This window comes from Alteromonas sp. 009811495, assembly GCF_028865455.1.
Classification (GTDB): Bacteria; Pseudomonadota; Gammaproteobacteria; order Enterobacterales; family Alteromonadaceae; genus Alteromonas.
Window position 1 is genome coordinate 1,603,411 of the sequence record NZ_CP113972.1, and the last position, 22,078, is coordinate 1,625,488.

Sequence of the window (22,078 nt, forward strand, 5' to 3'; positions counted from 1 at the left end):
AGCTGATAACGCTTGCAATGAGTAGTTGTCGAATAAGTTAACCTAAAGTTGCACTATTAATGAGCAATAAGCCGTACTTTCGATGGTTCTGAGCAAAAAAGGTGATAAAAGCGTTATTTTGATAAATTATTACAAATAAATTTGCCATTTTCGATGAGTGATGTATACTCGCCGGAATTTGCCAGAATTTCGTATTCTGAAGCTGTGAAAATGGCTGAAGAGTGCGGTTTTATTAGCTGCAAAGATCGTAAAACGGGATGTATTGTTATCAATAACTCCCGTTTTTTGTGGGGTTTGTGCAAAAAACTGCACAAACACATAGTTATCCTTAATCTGGAGGTTGACTTGGCTAATTCTGCCCTTTTGGTGTTAGAGGATGGTTCTGTTTTTAAAGGTACGGCGATAGGCGCTACAGGCTCCGCCGTCGGGGAAGTCGTTTTTAATACTTCCATGACTGGCTATCAAGAAATTCTCACCGACCCATCCTACGCTGAACAAATCATCACCCTTACTTATCCACACATTGGCAACACCGGCACTAACGACGAAGACGTTGAAGCAGATAAAATCTGGTCAAAAGGTCTTATCATTCGTGACCTACCTCTTGTTGCTAGTAACTTTCGTCAACAGCAAACATTGTCTGAATACCTAAAAGCGAAAGGCGTTGTGGGTATTGCTGATATAGATACACGCCGTTTAACGCGTATTTTGCGAGACAAAGGTGCACAAAATGGCTGCATCATTTGTACTGATGAATTAGACGAGTCTAGCGCATTAGCGCAAGCAAAAGCTTTCCCTGGCCTTAAAGGCATGGATTTGGCAAAAGTAGTAAGCATTACTGAGCCAAAAACATGGACTGAAGGTAGCTGGGAACTTGGTAAAGGTTATGTCACGCCAAGTGAAACAAAATACCACGTTGTAGCTTACGATTTTGGTGTTAAAAACAACATTCTTCGCATGCTTGCTGACCGTGGTTGCAAAGTCACCTTGGTACCCGCACAAACGCCTGCTGAAGATGTGTTAGCCATGAATCCAGATGGCGTATTCTTGTCAAACGGCCCGGGCGACCCTGAGCCTTGTGATTACGCGATTACGGCTATCAAAACCATTGTTGAGACTGGCATTCCTGTTTTCGGGATCTGTCTTGGTCACCAGCTACTTGCGCTAGCAAGTGGTGCAACAACAGTGAAAATGAAATTCGGTCACCATGGTGCAAACCACCCGGTTAAAGACCTCAAGCGTAATGTAGTTATGATCACCAGCCAAAACCACGGTTTCGCTGTTGATGAGTCTAGCTTGCCAGATAACCTAGAAGTAACTCACATTTCGTTGTTCGACAAGTCGTTGCAAGGTATTCACCGCACCGACAAGCCTGCGTTTAGCTTCCAAGGCCACCCTGAAGCCAGCCCAGGTCCACATGAAGCGGCACCGTTATTTGACCACTTCATTGAACTCATTGAACAACACAAGCAGTAGGAATTAGCCCGCTATGCCAAAACGTACCGACATAAAAAGTATTCTTATCATTGGTGCTGGCCCTATTGTTATCGGCCAGGCTTGTGAATTTGACTATTCAGGCGCGCAAGCGTGTAAAGCCCTTCGCGAAGAAGGCTACCGTGTTATTTTGGTGAACTCTAACCCAGCCACCATAATGACCGACCCAGAAATGGCAGATGCAACGTACATCGAGCCAATTCACTGGGAAGTAGTGCGCAAGATTATTGAAAAAGAACGTCCAGACGCGATCCTTCCAACTATGGGTGGTCAAACGGCACTTAACTGTGCGTTAGATTTAGACAAACATGGTGTTTTGGAAGAATTCGGTTGTGAGCTTATCGGTGCGACGGCAGATGCTATCGATAAAGCGGAAAACCGCGAGCGTTTTGACCAAGCGATGAAAAACATCGGCCTTGAATGTCCACGTGCAGAAATTGCGCACAGCATGGACGAAGCCCATGATGTTCTTAGCCGCATTGGTTTCCCTTGTATTATTCGCCCGTCTTTCACTATGGGCGGAACCGGTGGCGGTATTGCTTACAATATTGATGAATTTAATGAAATTTGTCACCGCGGCCTTGACCTTTCACCTACTAGCGAACTGCTTATTGATGAGTCGTTACTAGGCTGGAAAGAGTACGAAATGGAAGTAGTACGCGATAAAGCAGACAACTGCATTATTGTTTGTACCATTGAAAACTTCGACCCTATGGGCGTTCACACGGGTGACTCTATCACTGTGGCACCAGCACAGACGCTAACCGACAAAGAATTCCAAATCATGCGTAATGCTGCCATGGCTGTACTACGCGAAATTGGTGTTGAAACCGGTGGTTCAAACGTACAGTTTGGTGTAGACCCTAAAACAGGTCGCATGGTTATCATCGAGATGAACCCGCGCGTATCGCGTTCATCAGCACTTGCGTCTAAAGCGACGGGTTTCCCAATTGCAAAAGTGGCAGCAAAACTAGCAATTGGTTACACACTAGATGAACTCGCGAACGATATCACTGGTGGCCTTACACCTGCGTCGTTCGAGCCTTCAATTGACTACGTTGTCACTAAGATCCCACGCTTTAACTTTGAGAAGTTCGCTGGTGCAAACGACCGTCTAACGACTCAAATGAAGTCGGTAGGTGAGGTTATGGCAATTGGTCGTAACCAGCAAGAGTCACTGCAAAAAGCCCTTCGCGGCCTAGAAGTAGGAGCAACTGGCTTAAACCCTATGGTAGACCTTGACGACCCAGAGTCGCGCAATAAGGTTATTTACGAACTACGCCAGCCTGGCGCAGAGCGTATTTGGTACATTGGCGATGCCTTCCGCATGGGTATGACGGTTGAAGAAGTATTCAACCTTACCAACATCGACCGTTGGTACTTAGTGCAGCTTGAAGACCTTATTCTTCTTGAAGCTAAAGTGGCTGAGCTTGGTTTACCTTGCATTGATGCAGACTTTATGCGTTCGCTTAAGCGTAAAGGCTTCTCTGATGCGCGTCTTGCTGAACTTACCAAAGTAGCAGAAAGCGATGTACGTGAAACGCGCCGTGGCTTTGGCATTTCACCAGTATATAAGCGTGTAGATACCTGTGCGGCAGAGTTTTCTACCAGTACGGCTTACATGTACTCAACGTACGACGAAGAGTGTGAGGCGGCGCCAACAGATAATGACAAGATCATGGTATTGGGCGGTGGTCCAAACCGTATCGGTCAGGGTATCGAGTTCGATTATTGCTGTGTTCACGCTGCGCTATCTATGCGTGAAGACGGCTACGAGACTATCATGGTTAACTGTAACCCTGAGACGGTTTCAACCGACTACGACACGTCAGATCGCCTATACTTCGAACCCGTAACCCTTGAAGACGTGCTTGAGATTGTTGCTAAAGAAAACCCGAAAGGCGTTATCGTGCAGTACGGTGGTCAAACACCGCTTAAACTAGCACGCGCACTTGAAGCGGCTGGCGTACCAATTATTGGTACTTCACCGGAAGCTATTGACCGCGCTGAAGACCGTGAGCGTTTCCAGCAGATGGTGAACAAGCTTAACCTTAAGCAGCCAGCAAATGCGACGGTAACTAACGTTGAGCAAGCCCTAGCGATGGCTGAAGAAATTGGCTTCCCGCTAGTTGTTCGCCCAAGTTACGTACTAGGTGGTCGCGCGATGGAAATCGTATACGACATTAAAGACCTGAAGCGCTACTTAAACGAAGCGGTAAAAGTGTCTAACGACGCCCCTGTATTGCTTGACCGTTTCCTAGACGATGCCATTGAAGTTGATATCGACGCGATTTGCGACGGTAAAGAAGTGGTTATCGGCGGAATTATGGAGCACATCGAACAAGCGGGTGTTCACTCTGGTGACTCTGCATGTTCACTGCCTCCGCATTCACTGTCTAAAGAAATTCAGGACGTAATGCGTGAGCAAGTGAAAGCTATGGCGCTTGAACTTGGCGTAGTGGGCCTGATGAATACACAGTTCGCCATTAAAGACGGTGAAGTGTACCTAATCGAGGTAAACCCACGCGCAGCGCGTACCGTTCCGTTTGTGTCTAAAGCCACAGGTATTCCACTTGCGAAAGTGGCTGCACGTGCAATGGCAGGTGTTAGCTTGGCAGAGCAGGGCGTAACGGAAGAAGTCATTCCTCCTTTCTACTCAGTGAAAGAGGTGGTACTTCCGTTTGCTAAGTTCCAAGGTGTTGACCCACTACTAGGCCCAGAAATGCGCTCTACGGGTGAGGTAATGGGTGTAGGCGATACGTTTGAAGAAGCTTACGCTAAAGCAAACCTAGGCGCCGGTGCTCCGCTTCCGAAAGAGGGTAAAGCACTTATCTCGGTTCGTGATAACGACAAACCTCGTATGATTGAACTGGCAAAAGCACTTGTAGATGCTGGCTTCAAAATTGAAGCGACACGCGGTACTGCAACTACGCTGTATGATGCAGGCATCATGAGCACAGTTGTGAACAAAATGTCTGAAGGTCGTCCAAACATTGTTGATGCAATCAAAAACGGTGAATACGCCTATTTGATTAACACAACTGAAGGTCGCCAAGCCATCACTGACTCGGTGTACATTCGTCGTGAAGCGTTACTGAACAAAGTAACCTATACAACGACCATGAATGCCGCATTTGCGACTATTCGTGCGAAGTCGGCTGATGACCGCAATAAAGTAGCTTCGGTTCAAGAACTACACGCTAGAATTAAACACTAATGACATACGCTAGGATACGAGGTATCCTAGTTGTATTACATTTGTGTGAATGAATAAAAAGTGCGCCTATGCGGCGCACTTTTCTGTTTTAAATTACTAGTTAGGCGAGACTGTATTCATGAGTCAGTATCCAATGACAGCGCGTGGCGCTCAAATGCTGCGTGACGAATTAAACGAACTTAAAACTAAAACCCGTCCGCGTATTATCGAATCGATTGCTGAAGCGCGCGAGCACGGCGATCTTAAAGAGAATGCCGAGTATCACGCTGCTCGTGAACAGCAAAGCTTCTGTGAAGGCCGTATTCAGGATATTGAAGGCAAGCTTTCTAATGCTCAGATAATCGACGTTACAAAGATGGAGAACACAGGCAAGGTCATTTTCGGCACTACTGTTACGATTTTGAACGTCGATACTGATGAAGAAACGACATACCGTATAGTTGGAGATGATGAAGCTGATATTAAAAACAACCTGATATCGGTTAATTCACCAATAGCCCGTGGTCTTATCGGTAAAGAACTTGATGACACGGTAACTATTCAAACGCCAGCAGGTGCAGTAGAAGTTGAAATCATCGAAGTAGAATACATTTAGTTATACTCTGCTTGTCCTAAACAAAAAACGTCATTAATACGCATTAGTGGCGTTTTTTTTCATCTATACCTAAATAAAATAATAATTTAGCTAATTCATCTCTCACTTTTTAAATTACCACCTATACTTTTTTTGTGTACAAAGGGTGGAGAAACAACATATTTGTACGTTTTCTGGTTTTTACGTTGCAAAGAGATTATTTAATTAAATAGAACGAAAAGAATCCGCCAGAAACACGTAAGATCCAAGCTCTCACCCTTGATAGTCTAAACTGTCTAATTCTACGCGCGCTCAACACTGTTTAGTCGAACAAAAGGAGGAGTATATCTTGGTACTCATTAATCGACTTTCCGTCGTCCAATTAACGCTTATAGGTACAGGCACACTGTTTTTGTCTATTGCATTTTTAGCGTTTAAAGACATTAATCAATCCCGCACTGAAATGGTAAACGCCGATTTGGATACGGACCTTGTCACCTTGGTATCGGCAGTTGAACGTGTAGCTCATCACCATGCAGTAGAGCGCGGCCTAACCGCAGGCTTTTTAGGTAACCCAACTGAAGAAGCGCGCGCTAAAGTAAGAGCACAGAGAGAAAAAGCCGATAACGCGCTAGATAACCTTCGCACTGTCGCCAACGGTGATTGGCCTGAAACGCTTCAAGTGAACAATATTTTGAATCCACTGTACACTTGGGAGAACAATAAAGGTTCCGTACGTTCAAATGTGGACAACCTTCAAGGAAAAGAGGCATTTAAATATTATAGTGGCCTAAATTCAAGAGCACTTAATGCGGCAAATTCGTTTACGCTTCTGGTTTCAGACAGCAGTGCAAAGCAATTGCTAACCCAAGGGCTTTTACTAGCCCAAATGAAAGAAAAACTAGGCCAGCGACGGGGTAAACTGAACGCGGTCATGGCAAAGCGTTCGATCAGTGAAACCGTAAGAGATGAAGTAGAAGCTTACAATCGAGAGATTACTTACTTAACAGACAAGCTTGTACTGAACCTTAGTGATGAGTTTCTTAGTCAATTTAAAGCATTGTCTTCAAGTTCAGTATCTGAGCGTATTGATGACATTTCTGCGCGAGCCATTCAAGATTCACCAGATTTCACCACATTGCCTAGCAGCAGTGAGTGGTTCGGTATGGCGACTGAACAAATCGGTCAAGTAGCCAAAATATTAGGCACGGTGTTCGAGCAAGTTAAGCAAAACGCCGATGATAAAGCGAGTAGTGCTTATTCTGCTCTTATCATTACCATACTTATGGTTGTGCTAGTTATCGTATTTATCGCAATTATTTATCAGGCTCTAATAAGTATCATTACCAAGCAGTTAAAGGTACTCGTTGCTAATTTGGATAAAATCGCCGCACAAGGTGATTTAACCGTTGATGTGAGTATGAGTACCAGCAATGAATTAGGTGAGATATCTCGTTCAGTAAATACCACCATACTAGCACTGCGTGATCTAGTGAAAGGCTTAGGGACATCAATAGCGACAAGCAGTCGGTTATCAGCACAGCTTGAGAAAGCCAGCAGTGAAATGCTTAAAGATGCAGGGAATACTCAACAACTGACCGCAAATATAGCCTCTGCAGTGGAGCAGGTTGCAGTCACAAGCAGGGAAATTGCGCAGTCCTCACTTGATACACTTAGTGCCAGTAAGCAATTAGATGAGTTGGCGAATCAATCTTTAAAAGCTAACCAAAATATTAGAAACAGTATGGAAATGCTTGCCGATGATATTAAAGGCGTGCAAAAAAATGCCGGCGAGATGGAGATGAAAGTTGGCGAAATCTCTACCATTTTAGAAACTATTAACACATTATCAGATCAAACCAACTTACTAGCACTTAATGCTGCGATAGAGGCTGCGCGTGCAGGCGAACATGGGCGCGGATTTGCTGTTGTCGCAGATGAAGTACGAAAACTGGCGCAAAGTAGCCGAGAGTCGTCTGATAAAATTTCGACGCTTCTGTCTAGTCTAAGAGAAGCAAGCGTCGTCGTTGTTAACGATATTAATAAGAACGTTGAATCGATATCTAACTCTATGGAAACTACCACAGAAGGGCGCAAAACAGCCGAGCAAGTAAAAGAGGCCGCTGGTAATGTAGAGGATATGGCGAACAATATGTCATCCGCCGCTGAACAGCAGTCTGTCACGACAGAAGAGATTGCCAAAGAACTGGTGACAGTGGAAGAAGCCGCAAGACATGAGCTTGAAATTGCACAGAATCTTTCAAATCTATCAGGTGAAATGCAAGCCAACAATCAGCTATTACAGCATACCATCGATGGATTTAAAGCCGATTAGTCGTTATTGTAGATAAACTTGATTTCGCAATACCGCGCTAATTTATTGTCTAAAAGAAGAATACGAAAAACGATGGCTGATATAGAAACACTAGATTCAAAAGTGGTGTATCAAAACAAATGGCTTACGGTGCGGGAAGACAAAATTCGCCGCAAAAGCGGAAATGAAGGTATCTATGGTGTAGTAGAAAAGCCTGATTTTGCGATTATCTTGCCAATAGAAAATGATGTTGTGTATATGGTTGAACAGTATCGTTATACCATTGGTGAGCGTCAACTTGAATTCCCCCAAGGCGCATGGGAGGCAAATCCTGATGCCGACCCCGCAGAGCTTGCTGCTGGGGAACTTAAGGAAGAAACCGGCCTTTCGGCGACACGAATGATTTACGTGGGTTTCCAGTATCTGGCCTATGGTTTTTGCAATCAGGGATATCATATCTATGTTGCTAAAGGACTGAGTCAGGGCGAGCAGAAGCTTGACGTCGAGGAAGAAGATTTGCGTATCGTCCCGCTGGCACTAAATGAGTTACGAGAAAGAATCCTCACTGGCGAAATCAAAGATGCCAGCACGTGTAATGCCTTCGGACTTGCCACGCTTAAAGGACTTATCTGAACAGCCTGTTACAATTTCCGCACTTTGATTTTTTTGCGAAGCAGGTTAGCATGGCAAAAAATTCAGGATTTAAGTAATGGAATGTAAAGGACAATTCTTAATCACGCGTTGGGAAGAAGAGACACTTTCAGAAAAATGTGAAGGGGTTAAAACTTCACATGCTTCCATTAGTCAGGCCTACTCTGGTGATATGGCAGGCGAGGCAGACATTGAATTTCTTATGAGTTATCAGTCTCCAGCAGAAGCTAGGTTTACTGGCTTCGAATCGTTTGTTGGTGTGATAAATGGTTTACGTGGAACGGTGACTTTAGTGCACAGTGGTAAATTTATAGGTGGCGTTGCAAGCAGCGAATTTAACGCAATAGCTGCCTCGGCTACCGGAGAGTTAGCGGGGAAGGAGATTCACGGGCACTTTCAATCGTCTGAAGCGGGTAAAGCCAATTACACGATTTTTATAGACTAAGGCGTATTAACCTTTGCGTTTTACGCTAATGCTTAACAAGAAACTTACCTAGAAACTTTCTAAGAAAAGAATCCCCAAATAAAAAAACGGCGCCATGCGGCGCCGCTAAAAAGTTGGGAAACAAACCAAGAATTTTTACGTATTAGTTCTCAAGTAAGCGAGAGCCAATTTCGATTTGACGAGGTTTCTTGGCTTCAGGTATGACTCGCTCCATATCGATATGTAAAAGGCCATTTTCCATATCTGCTGCAAGCACTTTTACGTGATCGCCCAGTTGGAATTTGCGTTCAAAATTACGCTCAGAAATACCTTTGTGTAAGAACTTACGCTCTTTATTTTCTTTCTCTTCCGCTTTTTTGGTACCAGTAATAGTAAGCGTGTTTTCTTCAACTTGAATTGAAACGTCATCTTTACTAAAGCCGGCGATTGCCATGGTCACCCGATACTTGTCATCGCCTAACAGTTCGATGTTGTACGGCGGATAAGTGCTTTGTTTCTCAGCGCGAGATGCTGCATCAATAAGTGACGCTAGGTGGTCTGAACCAATAAAAGAACGGTAAAGTGGAGATAGATCGATAGTACGCATAGTCATATCCTCAAAATTAAGCAATATGTTTAAATTAATGTGCCCCGACTTCGCGGCGGCGGTGTTGTCGACCTGACCTTTCAGCGCCGACAAATTATATATAGGATTGGTTGATTTCTTTTCAATGCTAAAAAAGCGAAAAAAATCTAAATTTTTTTAAGGTGTTGAATTTTATTGTATTTTTACTTCAACTTTATTTCGGCCACTTTCTTTTGCAGCATAAAGTGCTTTGTCAGCATTGTTAACTATGTGCTCAAATGAAAGTGCATTGTCTAGAGTAGCAACACCAAAACTGGCAGTAATTCGAAGTCGCTCACCGTTGGTAACAAAAGGCGTTTCACACAGTGATAAGCGCAGTTTCTCTGCGAACTGTGACGCATTTTCAAGGTCAGACTTAGGCAAAATAACGACAAACTCTTCACCGCCTAAGCGAGCAAGTATGTCGTGCGTTTTAAGTTGAGCACTTAACGTTCTTACAATAAACTTCAATACCTTATCGCCAACATCGTGACCGTATCGGTCGTTTATATGTTTAAAATAGTCGACATCTAATACGACAACCGACATTGAGGAATTGTTGAGTTTGGCCTCTTTAAAGCGCTTTTCGCCTTGTTCGAATGCCCAGCGACGGTTAAAGCATTTAGTAAGAAAGTCTGTATTCGCTGCTTTTCTATAATAATTTCTGCCTCGTAAAAGAAAATAAGCAGCAATGGATAGCGCTAGCGTAATGCAAATGAAGACATAAACGACCAGCGTATTGTAGCGTTCACGTGCTAACTGATTTTCTAGTTCGAGCTGAGTAACGGCTAACTGTTGCTGCAGTATTTGAGTTTCCATTCTATTGATGGTGGCATTATGGGTATAGGCCGTTAAAATGACCTGACCTTCAATGAGCTCATTTATGCTTTGTGCGTGAAAATGGTCTAATGCTAACGCTTTATCAACCACTTCAATGACATCGGGCGATTGCGCAAGCCCTGTTTGAAGTACATCAACTACAAATTTATAACGCGGTAAATTATCGAGGCTGTTGGCGACGTTATTAATGTACTGCTTCGCCAGTTCGAATTTCTTTAATTTAAAAGCGCTAATGCTAAGTTTGAAATACAACAGGTTGATGTAACCTGCCTCTACGGTGGTATCTTTTAGCGCAAGTGCCTTTTGAAATTGCTGATAAGCTTGTTCGATATAACCTTGTTTTTCATAAACGTTGCCTTGGCTTATATGGCTGAAGAACAAAAAGTCTTGATTGGCATTGGCTGCGTTGGCCATAGAAAACATGTTATTCACGTGTTGTTGTGCTTCGCCGAATTTTTCAAGCTGCAGTGCAAGGTCTGTGAGTGTAAAGCGCATATTGAAAGTACTTTCTGTGCTATTGATGCTCTCCCATGCAGCTAATGCTTTACCAATGTAGTGGTACGCGTCTTGATATAGTCCGTTGAGTTTGTAGATATTGCCTGTTGCGTTATAGATAAGCGCTTCTTGTGAAGGTGGAAACTGGTAAGTATCGTGTAGTGAAATGGCTTCCTGTAACAGTCCCATGCCTCTCGCAAAATCACGGGTGTCACTGGCGCAAAACGCCGCTGAAGTGAGAGCCTGTACTAGTTGTTCAGGGTCATTCACCACACGGGCAATCTCGAGTGCGCGGTATCTGTCAGGGCAGTACACCGCGGTATCGTTGGTAGCAACATATTGAAAATAAGACCGCTCTAATAGACTGTGAACCAAGTGTTTACTTTCAGGCTGCGACGTTAAAATGTCGATAGAAGCGGTTAGATGTACTTGCGCCTCTTCCAGCATTGCCATCTCGCCATAGGTCGTCCCTAAAAGTTGCTGAAAGACACCTTGATGCAGAGACGTCCACTGCTTACTTATCGTTTCATGTTGTTTTAGAAACTGTAGTTTCTGTTCATAGGGAATATCGCTTTCAAAATAGTCAGAAACATCTTCAAAAGTGGTTTCTTGAGCAAGACTGTTGGTGCTTATAGCTATGAAAAAGAAAACGATGAGGACAACTCGCATTGCTGATTTTACCTTTTTTACTCGCCATTAGCGTCTTAACCATGAAAGCAACGGCGAAGTCATTATTCATAAATAAAGTCAAAGACCTTAGCAAAAACAAGTGTATGCGATAATTTTTATAGAATATTTAGCATAACGTTAACCAACGCTGCTGATTATAAATGCTACAATTTGATCTGACTCGATATCTCAACAATTTTACTTAAAAAGCCAAATGAAAAAAGAAGTTATTGTATTGAATTGCGGCAGCTCATCGGTGAAGTTTGCCATTTTAGATGCTGATACTGGCGTAGCAGGGTTATCTGGCATTGCAGAAAGTCTAGGTAACAGTGACGCTAGTTTGTCATATAAGCTTAATGGTGAAAAATCTAAACAGCGCTTAGGTGAAAATGCAGGCCACACAGAAGCACTTAATGCCATTCAAGGGGTCATTGCAAAAACCGGTGTGCAGCCTATTGCAATTGGACATCGCGTGGTTCACGGTGGTGAAAAATTCAAACAAGCCGCCTTGGTGAATGAAGACGTTCTTTCGGCCATTGAAGCCTATGCCAGCATGGCGCCACTGCACAATATGGCCAATCTTAAAGGCATAGTCACAGCCCAAATGGCTTATCCAGACTTACCGCATGTTGCAGTATTTGATACTTCTTTCTTTCAAAGTATGCCGCAAAAGGCTTTTATTTACGCACTGCCCATTGAATTGTATAAAGAACATGGCATCAGACGTTATGGATTCCACGGCACCAGTCACAAATTTATTCTAGATAGCACTGCTGGTTTGCTCAATAAGCCTGTGTCACAAACCAGTATTATCAGCGCTCACTTGGGCAACGGATGCAGTGTATCTGCTATTGAGCAGGGTGAAGCGGTTGATACTAGCCTAGGTTTTACGCCACTTGAAGGGCTAGTTATGGGAACACGTTGTGGTGACCTCGACCCTTCATTACCGGGTACGTTACAGAAAAAGCTTGGCAAAACGGCTGACGAAATTAATGACCTACTCAACAAGCAGTCTGGATTGCTTGGCATATCAGCGCTTAGCAATGATTGCAGAACGTTGGAAGATGAAGCGCTTAAAGGCCATGAAGGTGCGCAGCTTGCAATTGAGATTTTTTGTTATCGCCTTGCTAAATATATCTCTGGTTACATGGTCAGTGTTCCAAGTTTAGACGCCATTGTGTTTACGGGTGGCATCGGTGAAAACTCATCACTTATTCGCGAAACCACTATGGGCTATTTTAAACATTTTGGTATCACAGTTGATGAACAAAAGAACCTTGAGGCTCGATTTGGAAAAGGGGGAGAAATCTCCACGTCTTCATCTACTACATCAGTTTTTGTAGTGCCCACTAACGAAGAGTGGGTTATTGCCGCCGAAGCGGCTAAGTTCGCTTAATTTTTATCAAGAGAAACTGCCGTTATATACTAACGGCACGTACAGGAGTCGCTATGTCTCGCCGAATTATGTTGATCCCAGTAGGAACCAGTGTCGGTCTTACTACTGTCAGCATGGGTCTTGTTCGTGCTATCGAAGAGCAAGGTATTAAACTAAACTTTTTTAAACCTGTTGCGCAGCCGAGGAAAGGCGACAACGGGGAAGAGCGTTCCACTGCTATTATCGCGCACCACGCTAGCGTATCGCCGATTACTCCCTTCTCGCTAGACTATGTAGAGCGCATGATCAGTAACGATAATACTGACGAACTACTTGAAGAAATTATTGAACGCTTTGAAGATAACTCTGAGCAAGAAGCTGTCACTGTAATAGAAGGGTTGGTTACTACACGACATCACCCCTATGCTGAGCGCCTGAATTTGGAAATAAGTCGCGCGCTTGATGCCGATATTGTCTTTGTTGCAGTGCCGGGTAACGACTCGGTAACCGATCTTAATCATCGTCTTGAAATTGTAGTCGACACCTATGGCGGCCACAAAAGCCAAAAAGTGGTGGGATGTATTTTCAACAAGGTTAATGCGCCGTTCGATGAACATGGGCGACTTAGAGCCGACATTGGTGCTATAGAGGCACCTGAGCATGATGAAGCACGCACACAGGCACTTCGCGAACTTCCCATTTTTAAGAAAGGGTTGAGTTTACTAGGCACGATTGACTGGAGTGCTGATCTTGTTTCGCCTCGTGCAACTGATGTTGCAAAGCACTTAAATGCCACACTGTTAAATGAAGGTGACTTGGCTATTCGTCGCTTGAGTAGTGTAACCTTTTGTGCCCGTGAAATTCACAATATGACACATACTCTAAAGCCTGGCGCATTACTTGTGATGTCTGGTGATCGCGGCGATGTGTTTGTTTCGTGTTGTTTAGCGGCCTTAAATGGCACTAAGCTAGGTGCACTGCTTTTAACCGGCGGCTACGAGCCTGATGAAAACATTATGGCACTATGCAGCCAGGCGATGGAAACCGGCTTGCCGGTAATGCTGGTGAACACTAATACCTGGCAAACCGCACAAAATCTTCATGCGTTTAATCAAGAAGTCCCTGTTGATGATAGTCAGCGCATTGAAAAAGTGATGGTACATACGGCTGAAAGTTTAGATGCAAAATGGGTTACCTCACTGACGCAAAAAATATCGCGTCAGAAGAAACTATCGCCCTCAGCGTTCCGCTTTTATCTTACTAATCGTGCAAGACAGGTTAATAAGCGTATTGTGCTGCCAGAAGGAAATGAGCCACGCACCGTAGTTGCTGCGTCAATTTGTGCTAAACGTGGTTTGGCTCGTCCTGTCCTACTAGGTGATGAAACAGAAATTAGGCGCGTTGCAGAGCAACAAGGTGTAGTGTTGGGCGATGGTGTTGAAATTCTGTCACCCAGTGAGATTAAACAAGACTATATCTCTGGCTTGGTTGCGCTTCGCGGTCACAAAGGAGTTACGGAAGTCGTTGCCAAAGAGTTATTAGACGATAACGTAACGCTAGGCACAATGATGTTGCAGCAAAATCATGTGGATGGCTTGGTCTCTGGCGCTGTGAACACCACTGCAAATACCATAAGGCCTGCACTGCAGCTTATTAAAACCGCGGAAAACGCATCGTTAGTGTCATCGGTTTTCTTTATGTTATTGCCTGATCAGGTACTCGTTTACGGTGACTGTGCTATTAACCCTGATCCAGACGCTAAGCAGTTAGCAGATATTGCGATTCAGTCTGCGACTTCTGCTCAAATGTTTGGTATCGAGCCTCGTGTTGCAATGATTAGCTATAGTACGGGAACATCAGGTGCTGGTAGCGATGTAGAAAAAGTGCGTGAAGCGACAAGAATAGCGCAAGAATTACGTCCTGATTTGCTTATTGACGGCCCACTTCAGTACGATGCCGCTGCAATTGAAAGTGTTGGCAAGAGCAAAGCGCCTAATAGCCCGGTAGCTGGCAAGGCAAATGTGTTTGTATTTCCTGACCTTAACACCGGCAATACCACTTATAAGGCAGTACAGCGTAGTTTTGATTTGGTATGTATTGGGCCAATGCTTCAAGGGATGAGAAAGCCAGTAAACGACTTGAGTCGTGGCGCACTGGTGGACGATATCGTATTTACTATTGCTCTGACGGCAATCCAAGCGGCAGGCAGCCAATAGGCAGTAAAGGCTCAAGTAAAAAATGGCGCTCATGTAATATCAGAGCGCCATTTTTCCAATGTCTTTTTAAATGGCAATGCCTTATTAAGTAGTTACATCGCGTACTGTTTTACTATGCGCCCATCTTTCATAACGAACCCTACGTTCTCCATAAGGCTCATGTCTTTCATCGGGTTGCCCGGGACAGCAACAATATCTGCAAGCTTCCCTTCATCTAAACTGCCAAGTGTTGCGTCTTGTTTTAATAAACGCGCTGGATTGATGGTAGCGGCTTGAATGGCTTGCATTGGTGTCATGCCAAATTGCACCATGCGTGCAAACTGTTTTGGGTTATCGCCATGAGGATAAACGCCAGCATCAGAGCCAAATACCATGTTTACGCCTGCCTTAACAGCTTTCTCGAAGTTTTGGCGCTGGGTTTTGCCTACAACTCGCTCTTTGTCCAAGCTCTCTTGTAAAATTCCTGCTTTTTCGCCTTCGCCTAAGATGTACTCAGTAACGTAAATATCCATCGAAAAATACGTACCATGCTCTTTCGCCAAACTAATTGCTTCATCGTCTAGTAAACTCACATGCTCTACTGAGTCGACGCCTGCTTTAATTGCGGCTTTGATACCACTTGTTCCATGGGCATGTGTCGCCACAGTTAAACCGCGTAAATGGGCTTCATCCACTAACGCTTTCATTTCTTCAAAGGTATATTGTTGTGCGCCTACTTTTGTCCCTTTCGACAATACACCACCAGTGGCACAAAATTTAATAACAGTTGCGCCATATTTGATATTGCGACGCACCATTTTTCTGACTTCCCACGGGCCATCAGCGACGCCTTCACTGTAATTGTTATATTCGTAGGGAAGAAGGTTGCTATCACAGTGACCACCGGTGACGCCTAGGCTAGGGCCTGCCACAAACATACGTGGGCCTTCGACATCGCCTGCATTAATGGCATCGCGTAGTGCAACGTCGGCAAAACCTGGTGCTCCGACATTTCGAACGGTGGTGAACCCCGCTTCGATAGTTGCTTTGGCGTGTTTTACACCCGTAATCGCAGCGCGAGGAAGAGACACTTCTAAACGTTTATAGCCATGACGTGTTGCATCGCTTGTTAAATGAACATGCATATCCATCAGGCCCGGCATTAATGTAGCATCGCCTAAGTCGATGCGCTTGGCATCGCTTGGTAGGGTGAGTGAATCGAGTTGTCCTGATGCACTAATTACATTGTCAGTAACAACAATTGCTGCGCGCTCAACAATGCGGCCTTTTGTAACATCAACCATGCGATCAGCCGTTATGACGAGCGTTTGCGCTAACGCTGCAGAAGTAGAAGCTATTGCGGCAAACGCTGCAGCGAATGATAATTTAGTAAAACGGGTAGCCCAAGTCACGACATATTCCTTCAATAACAGTAGTTGATAGAGCGTGTTAGGGCGTACGTTAATTTTTAGAATCGTTTCGTTTGATATAAACCGCCCCAACTAAAAGCGTTAAAACTATAAACCAAACACCTAAATCTTGCAGGTGGTAATACGGTGTAAAGCCGGTTGTTGCGATAACTGGTGCCGTAATACTTGCCGTTTCAAATTGAGGAAGTACCGAAGTTACTTGCCCCTTATAGTTTATAAAGGCAGTAATGCCATTATTGGTGGCTCTTAACACAGGACGGCCTAGTTCAAGTGCACGCATTCGGGCTATTTGTAAATGCTGAGCTGGGCCGTGTGAGCGACCAAACCATGCATCATTGCTTACGGTGATTATCATATCGGTATCAGCGTGGATATTGGCTAACACTTGCCGTGGAAATGCAATTTCAAAACAAATTGCGGGCGCTAGCTTAATGCCGTTTGCTTCTAAGTTCGGTTGCTCAAATTCGCCGCGTGAAAACGACGACATGGGTAAGTCGAATAACGGCGCAAGGGGGCGAAGAAAGTCTTCAAGAGGAACAAACTCGCCAACAGGTAAAAGGTGGTGTTTGGAAAAGCGGTTATTATGAAAATAGTGATAGTCTGGACTTGCAGAATCGGCAGTGCGTTTACCCAAGACAATCAGGTTGTTCCACGCTTCATCAGTTTCCCAATTATAGTTTACAATCCCGGTGATAAGGGCTGTCCCTTCATTAAACGCCCGTTCATTGACTTTAGCAAGATATGGCTGCGCGAGTGGTTCTAACTTGGGCACGGCTGCCTCTGGCCAGATGATTAAGTCGTTGTCCCACAAACCTTGCGTTAACTCCCAATAAGTTTGCATGGTAGGGGCGTCCTGTTCTGGCACCCAGCGCAAACTTTGTGCAATATTTCCTTGTACCATCCCTACGCGGTAAGTGTGTTTAGGTTGCACCCAAGCGTGTTGGCTAAGCACATAACCACTTACAAATAAGCATGAAATAACGATGGTGGCGTTAGCAAGTGAGCGCCTGTTTTTTACCAATGCAAGCATGGCTGCACTCAATACCAAAAGCGCAGAGATACCTGTCTCACCAATAATGGGTGCAAAGCCGCTAAGTGGACTGTCGAGTTGGCTATAGCCAAGTGAAAGCCAAGGAAAGCCAGAGAGCATCCAACTTCTTAACCACTCAGCCAGTACCCAGAAAAAGGGCAGTGCCATAGGCCATAGCGTTGGCGAAAAGTACTTTGCTGTCAGTTTTGTAGCAAGGGCAGGGTATAGGGCCAAATATCCGCACAATAATGCCATTAAGCCCACTGAGGCAATAAGTGGCAAGCCACCAAAATCCGCAATACTAACGTGCACCCAGCTTACCCCTGCACCGAACCAACCAGCGCCAAACAACCAGCCAGCCAAAAACGGTTTGTGTTTTAATTTAATGACTTGGCGAAGTGCTAAGGCCAATGCTGGAATGGTGATCAACCATAAATTAAATGGGGCAAAAGCGAGTGTTAAGCTTGCGCCGCTAAGGACAAGTAGGAAATGGGGAATATAGGGCTTTAACATGATAGTAAAAAAGCAACCGTGTTTATTGTTGTTAATGGCGTATACTGTTTACACAAAAAAGTGCCTGTAAAGACACTAAGCCAAAAAAAACAGGTGCCATTAAACACCTGCTTTCTTCATTTGAATACCGTCAACTTATTCTAGTGATGGCACTGACACTTTTAGCTGTATTAGTCGGCGTTTGTCAGAGTTTGTCACCTTAAACTGAATATCATTTATGGTGATTTCGTCATTCGTTTCTGGCATATGCCCGAATGCTTTCAACACAATGCCGCCAATGGTATCAGCTTCTTCTTCACTGAATTTGGTCTCAAAAAACTCATTGAAATCATCAACAGGCGTTAAGGCCTTAACGGAATAGGTAGATTTATTTAATGGGCGAATGTCATCTGTACCGTCTTCTTCGGTATCGTATTCGTCTTCAATCTCGCCTACGATGATTTCAAGGATATCTTCGATGGTGACCAAACCAGATACGCCACCGTATTCATCAACAACAATGGCCATGTGATAGCGCTGCTGACGAAACTCTTTAAGTAATACATCAACACGTTTACTTTCAGGTACGATAACCGCTGGGCGAAGAATATCGCGAAGGTTAAATTCTTTTTCGGCGTTAAAAGCAAATGCGAGTAAGTCTTTCGCTAATAGTATGCCTTCGATATGGTCTTTGTCTTCACTGATAACAGGGAAGCGAGAGTGGGCAGACTCAAGCATAACAGGTAAAAATTCTTCTACCTTTTGCTCAACATCTATAGTGGTCATTTGAGCGCGCGGGATCATGATGTCCCTAACTCGCATTTCATTTACCCCAATTACCCCTTCGATCATCTCGCGGGTTTGAGGGTCGATGATTTCGTTTTGTTCAGCATCAGTAATGACTGATACTAACTCTTCTTTACTTCTCGGCTCGCCAGAAATTGAATTTTTTAGTTTATCTAACCAACTCTTGCCTGATGAGCCGTTGGTAGAGTGAGGATTATCGTCGCTCATAATGTCCGTTTACTAGTTAGTTCAACGCCAACGTTAAAATGCTTCGTGCTGGTCGTCAATGATTTATTGTTATTAAGTATAAATGGTTAAGCTTTACAAGGGCTTATATGAAGCGTTTGCGCTTAAACCTCGTAGGGGTTTTCAATACCCAAACCGGCAAGGATTGCAATTTCTTTGCTTTCCATTTCTTCGGCTTCGATATCGTCTATATGGTCATAACCCATTAAATGCAAGATGCCATGCACAGTCATGTGTGCGTAGTGGTGGATAACGTGCTTTTCTTGCTCTACCGCTTCGCGGCTAATAACAGGGGCGCAAATTACAAGGTCGCCTAGCAGGTCCATTTCGACGCCAGGCGGCGCTTCAAAGGGAAAAGACAACACATTCGTTGGCTTGTCTTTTCCGCGATATTCATAATTCAAGCTTTGGCTTTCATCTTCGTCTGTAAAGCGGACTGTTATTTCTTGCTCAGTTAGCCCTTCGAAAGCGAGTACGGCATTAGCCCAAATTGTAAGCTGTTCTGGTGAAGGAATAGCGTTTAGCACGCTTTCTTCACCTTCGTACGCTTGTTGATAATCGATAATAGCGGTCACGATTGGCTATCGTCTTTTTTTGTGGTGCTCGCATTTGAGGCCGGCGTCGAAGCAGGTGTCTCTGGCTTAGCTTCACTTGCCGCCTGCTCACGCTGCAATCTTAACGCTTCTTCTTTACGCTCTTTGCGCAAGCGCTCTTGCTCTGCATCATGAATTTCATAAGCGCGTACTATGCGAGCGACCACGGGGTGTCGAACAACGTCTTCGGCGTTAAAGAAGTTAAATGAAATATCATCTACTTCGCTAAGCACTTCAATGGCGTGGCGAAGCCCTGATTTTGCGCCGCGTGGTAAGTCCACCTGTGTGATATCACCCGTAATTACGGCTTTTGAATTAAAACCAATACGCGTTAAGAACATCTTCATCTGTTCTACCGTGGTATTTTGGCTTTCGTCCAAAATAATAAAAGCGTCGTTAAGTGTACGACCGCGCATGTAGGCTAACGGAGCAACCTCAATGACGTTGCGTTCCATAAGTTTTTCCACTTTTTCGAAGCCCAGCATTTCAAACAGGGCATCGTAGAGTGGACGCAAATAAGGATCGACTTTTTGTGAAAGGTCACCAGGTAAGAAACCTAGCTTCTCACCTGCTTCAACTGCAGGGCGAGTTAGCAAAATACGACGAATTTCCTGACGTTCCAGTGCATCAACGGCAGCGGCTACTGCTAGATAGGTTTTACCTGTTCCAGCAGGGCCGATACCAAATGTTATGTCGTGGTTAACAATGTTTGCCACGTACTGCGCTTGGTTTGGATTGCGCGGCTTAATAACACCGCGCTTAGTCTTGATGTTCACCTCTTTGCCGTAACCGCCAGTCGCGTCTTTCTCAATGACGCGGGCTTCTTGAATGGCTAGGTGAACCTGTTCAGCTTCCAAATCAGGAACGCGACCTTTGACAGGTTGCGTTTCAATATAAAGTAGCTTTAGAAGTTCGCTGGCGCTTTTTATTTGCTGTGGTTCTCCTAACACTTTAAACGCGTTATTGCGGTAGGTAATTTCTACGCCTAACCTACGTTCAATCTGTTTGATATTATCATCAAAGGGACCACATAAACTGGACAAACGTTTTGTATCTGCCGGTTCTAAATCAAATTCATTACTTACCAATGTACTCAAGCTACTTTATTCCTCGCTTTACTCAATATTGTGTTGTTAGGCAGGGTTAAATTGGCCCACACCTAACTCATCTGGCAGGTCTGCCTGATGCTTTGCCATAATAGATTGGGGCGAAACTGCAACACGCAAGCCCATTTCGCTCTCTCTGCGCACAACTTCACCACGTAGTGAGTTTGTGAACACATCGGTGATGTTCACATCGACGAATTCACCAATCATGTCTGGTGTACCTTCGAAGTTCACAACACGGTTGTTTTCTGTACGTCCAGAAAGCTCCATTGGGTTCTTCTTAGAAGGGCCTTCTACTAAAATACGCTGCTCGGTACCTACCATATGGCGCGCAATACGCAATGCTTGTTGCGTGATGCGCTGTTGAAGAAGGTGCAGACGCTGCTTTTTGGTTTCTTCACTTACATCATCAACCGCATCAGCTGCTGGTGTTCCAGGGCGAGCGCTGTAGATAAAGCTGAAGCTCAGGTCGTAATCAACGGCCTGAATTAAATCCATCGTTGCTTCAAAGTCAGCGTCAGTTTCACCCGGAAAGCCGATGATGAAGTCGCTAGATAAGCTGATGTTTGGACGAATCTTTTTCAATTTACGCATCTTAGATTTGTATTCCAGCGCTGTGTGTCCACGCTTCATCAAATTCAAAATACGATCTGAACCGCTTTGAACCGGCAAATGCAGGTGGTCAACCAACTCGGGAATAGACGCATACGCTTCGATAATATCGTCTGTAAACTCTACGGGGTGAGACGTGGTGTAACGAATGCGGTCGATACCGTCAATCGCGGCCACAAGTTCAAGTAGTTCAGAGAAGCGACAAATAGTGCCATCGAAGTGCTCGCCGCGATAGGCATTTACATTTTGACCCAACAAGTTCACTTCGCGTACGCCTTGGCCGGCAAGTTGCGCTATTTCAAGTAACACGTCGTCCACAGGGCGACTGACTTCTTCGCCACGCGTATATGGTACTACACAGAACGTACAGTATTTTGAGCAACCTTCCATAATTGAAACAAACGCCGTAGGGCCCTCAGCACGAGGCTCGGGTAAACGGTCGAATTTTTCAATCTCAGGGAAGCTCACATCAATAACTGACTTTGCGCCACCTTGTAATTGATTGATCATTTCAGGTAGTCGGTGCAGTGTTTGCGGTCCAAATACCAAATCAACAAAAGGTGCACGCTGGCGAATAGTATCGCCTTCTTGTGAGGCTACACAGCCGCCCACACCAATAATTAGTTCTGGCTTATCTTGTTTTAGCGTTTTCCAACGGCCTAGCTGGTGAAACACCTTCTCCTGCGCTTTCTCACGAATAGAGCAGGTATTAAGCAAGATTACATCGGCTTCTTCAGCACTTTCTGCAGCACTGTAGCCATGCGTTGAGTCGAGTAAGTCTGCCATTTTTTCCGAGTCGTACTCGTTCATTTGGCAGCCCCAGGTTTTGATATACAGCTTTTTAGTCATAACAACTATTCGTTAACCTGATAGAGTTCCAAACAAGTGGTCGTGCTTTATTGGCAAGTTA

General features: G+C 44.6%; 16 protein-coding genes. 8 read left to right on the forward strand and 8 right to left on the reverse strand.

The features are described 5' to 3' along the window. Positions 1 to 345 precede the first annotated feature (345 nt). The 6 genes from carA (at position 346) to OZ660_RS07310 (ending at position 8,695) form a co-directional block, all read left to right on the forward strand. Positions 346 to 1,476, forward strand: coding sequence for a glutamine-hydrolyzing carbamoyl-phosphate synthase small subunit (gene carA / locus OZ660_RS07285; RefSeq protein WP_274743036.1), 1,131 nt, complete (start codon positions 346 to 348; stop codon positions 1,474 to 1,476). Between the two features lie 13 nt (positions 1,477 to 1,489). Next, entirely contained in the window at positions 1,490 to 4,711 is a 3,222-nt protein-coding gene (gene carB / locus OZ660_RS07290) for a carbamoyl-phosphate synthase large subunit (protein ID WP_274743037.1), read from the forward strand. Between the two features lie 118 nt (positions 4,712 to 4,829). Continuing rightward, positions 4,830 to 5,306 (forward strand): transcription elongation factor GreA, encoded by a 477-nt coding sequence (gene greA, locus OZ660_RS07295; protein WP_025254739.1) that lies wholly within the window; start codon positions 4,830 to 4,832, stop codon positions 5,304 to 5,306. A gap of 328 nt (positions 5,307 to 5,634) precedes the next feature. Further along, the gene (locus OZ660_RS07300; protein ID WP_274743038.1) at positions 5,635 to 7,620 is read left to right on the forward strand and encodes a methyl-accepting chemotaxis protein; all 1,986 of its coding nucleotides are present in this window, start codon (positions 5,635 to 5,637) and stop codon (positions 7,618 to 7,620) included. Positions 7,621 to 7,692: 72 nt separating this feature from the next. Beyond that, positions 7,693 to 8,232, forward strand: coding sequence for an NUDIX domain-containing protein (locus OZ660_RS07305; RefSeq protein ID WP_274743039.1), 540 nt, complete (start codon positions 7,693 to 7,695; stop codon positions 8,230 to 8,232). Between the two features lie 76 nt (positions 8,233 to 8,308). Next, positions 8,309 to 8,695, forward strand: coding sequence for a DUF3224 domain-containing protein (locus OZ660_RS07310; RefSeq protein WP_274743040.1), 387 nt, complete (start codon positions 8,309 to 8,311; stop codon positions 8,693 to 8,695). A 142-nt stretch (positions 8,696 to 8,837) separates the two neighbouring features. Here the strand turns inward: OZ660_RS07310 and OZ660_RS07315 are convergent, their stop codons facing one another. Further along, positions 8,838 to 9,281: an Hsp20 family protein gene (locus OZ660_RS07315; RefSeq protein ID WP_159628083.1), complete on the reverse strand. Its 444-nt coding sequence runs from the start codon at positions 9,279 to 9,281 to the stop codon at positions 8,838 to 8,840. Positions 9,282 to 9,452: 171 nt separating this feature from the next. Further along, complete coding sequence (locus tag OZ660_RS07320; RefSeq protein WP_274743041.1) at positions 9,453 to 11,303, reverse strand: tetratricopeptide repeat-containing diguanylate cyclase; 1,851 nt, start codon at positions 11,301 to 11,303, stop codon at positions 9,453 to 9,455. Between the two features lie 214 nt (positions 11,304 to 11,517). Between OZ660_RS07320 and OZ660_RS07325 the strand changes: the two genes are divergently transcribed. After that, on the forward strand, positions 11,518 to 12,699 hold the full coding sequence (locus tag OZ660_RS07325; RefSeq protein WP_274743042.1) for an acetate kinase: 1,182 nt from the start codon (positions 11,518 to 11,520) through the stop codon (positions 12,697 to 12,699). A gap of 53 nt (positions 12,700 to 12,752) precedes the next feature. Continuing rightward, positions 12,753 to 14,894, forward strand: a complete 2,142-nt coding sequence (pta, locus tag OZ660_RS07330; RefSeq protein ID WP_274743043.1) for a phosphate acetyltransferase — start codon at positions 12,753 to 12,755, stop codon at positions 14,892 to 14,894. 92 nt (positions 14,895 to 14,986) lie between these two features. Here the strand turns inward: pta and OZ660_RS07335 are convergent, their stop codons facing one another. The 6 genes from OZ660_RS07335 to miaB form a co-directional block, all read right to left on the reverse strand. Beyond that, positions 14,987 to 16,231: a Xaa-Pro dipeptidase gene (locus OZ660_RS07335; protein ID WP_446698976.1), complete on the reverse strand. Its 1,245-nt coding sequence runs from the start codon at positions 16,229 to 16,231 to the stop codon at positions 14,987 to 14,989. A 103-nt stretch (positions 16,232 to 16,334) separates the two neighbouring features. Continuing rightward, entirely contained in the window at positions 16,335 to 17,846 is a 1,512-nt protein-coding gene (gene lnt, locus OZ660_RS07340) for an apolipoprotein N-acyltransferase (RefSeq protein ID WP_274743045.1), read from the reverse strand. Between the two features lie 135 nt (positions 17,847 to 17,981). Then, on the reverse strand, positions 17,982 to 18,839 hold the full coding sequence (gene corC / locus OZ660_RS07345; protein ID WP_159628093.1) for a CNNM family magnesium/cobalt transport protein CorC: 858 nt from the start codon (positions 18,837 to 18,839) through the stop codon (positions 17,982 to 17,984). 122 nt (positions 18,840 to 18,961) lie between these two features. After that, positions 18,962 to 19,432, reverse strand: coding sequence for an rRNA maturation RNase YbeY (gene ybeY, locus OZ660_RS07350; protein ID WP_446698956.1), 471 nt, complete (start codon positions 19,430 to 19,432; stop codon positions 18,962 to 18,964). Beyond that, positions 19,429 to 20,547, reverse strand: a complete 1,119-nt coding sequence (locus OZ660_RS07355) for a PhoH family protein (RefSeq protein WP_202264859.1) — start codon at positions 20,545 to 20,547, stop codon at positions 19,429 to 19,431. Before OZ660_RS07355 ends, ybeY begins: the two co-directional genes overlap by 4 nt. 36 nt (positions 20,548 to 20,583) lie before the next feature. Continuing rightward, a complete protein-coding gene (gene miaB, locus OZ660_RS07360) occupies positions 20,584 to 22,017 on the reverse strand; it encodes a tRNA (N6-isopentenyl adenosine(37)-C2)-methylthiotransferase MiaB (protein ID WP_226433270.1) in 1,434 nt (477 codons plus the stop codon). Between the last annotated feature and the right edge of the window lie 61 nt (positions 22,018 to 22,078).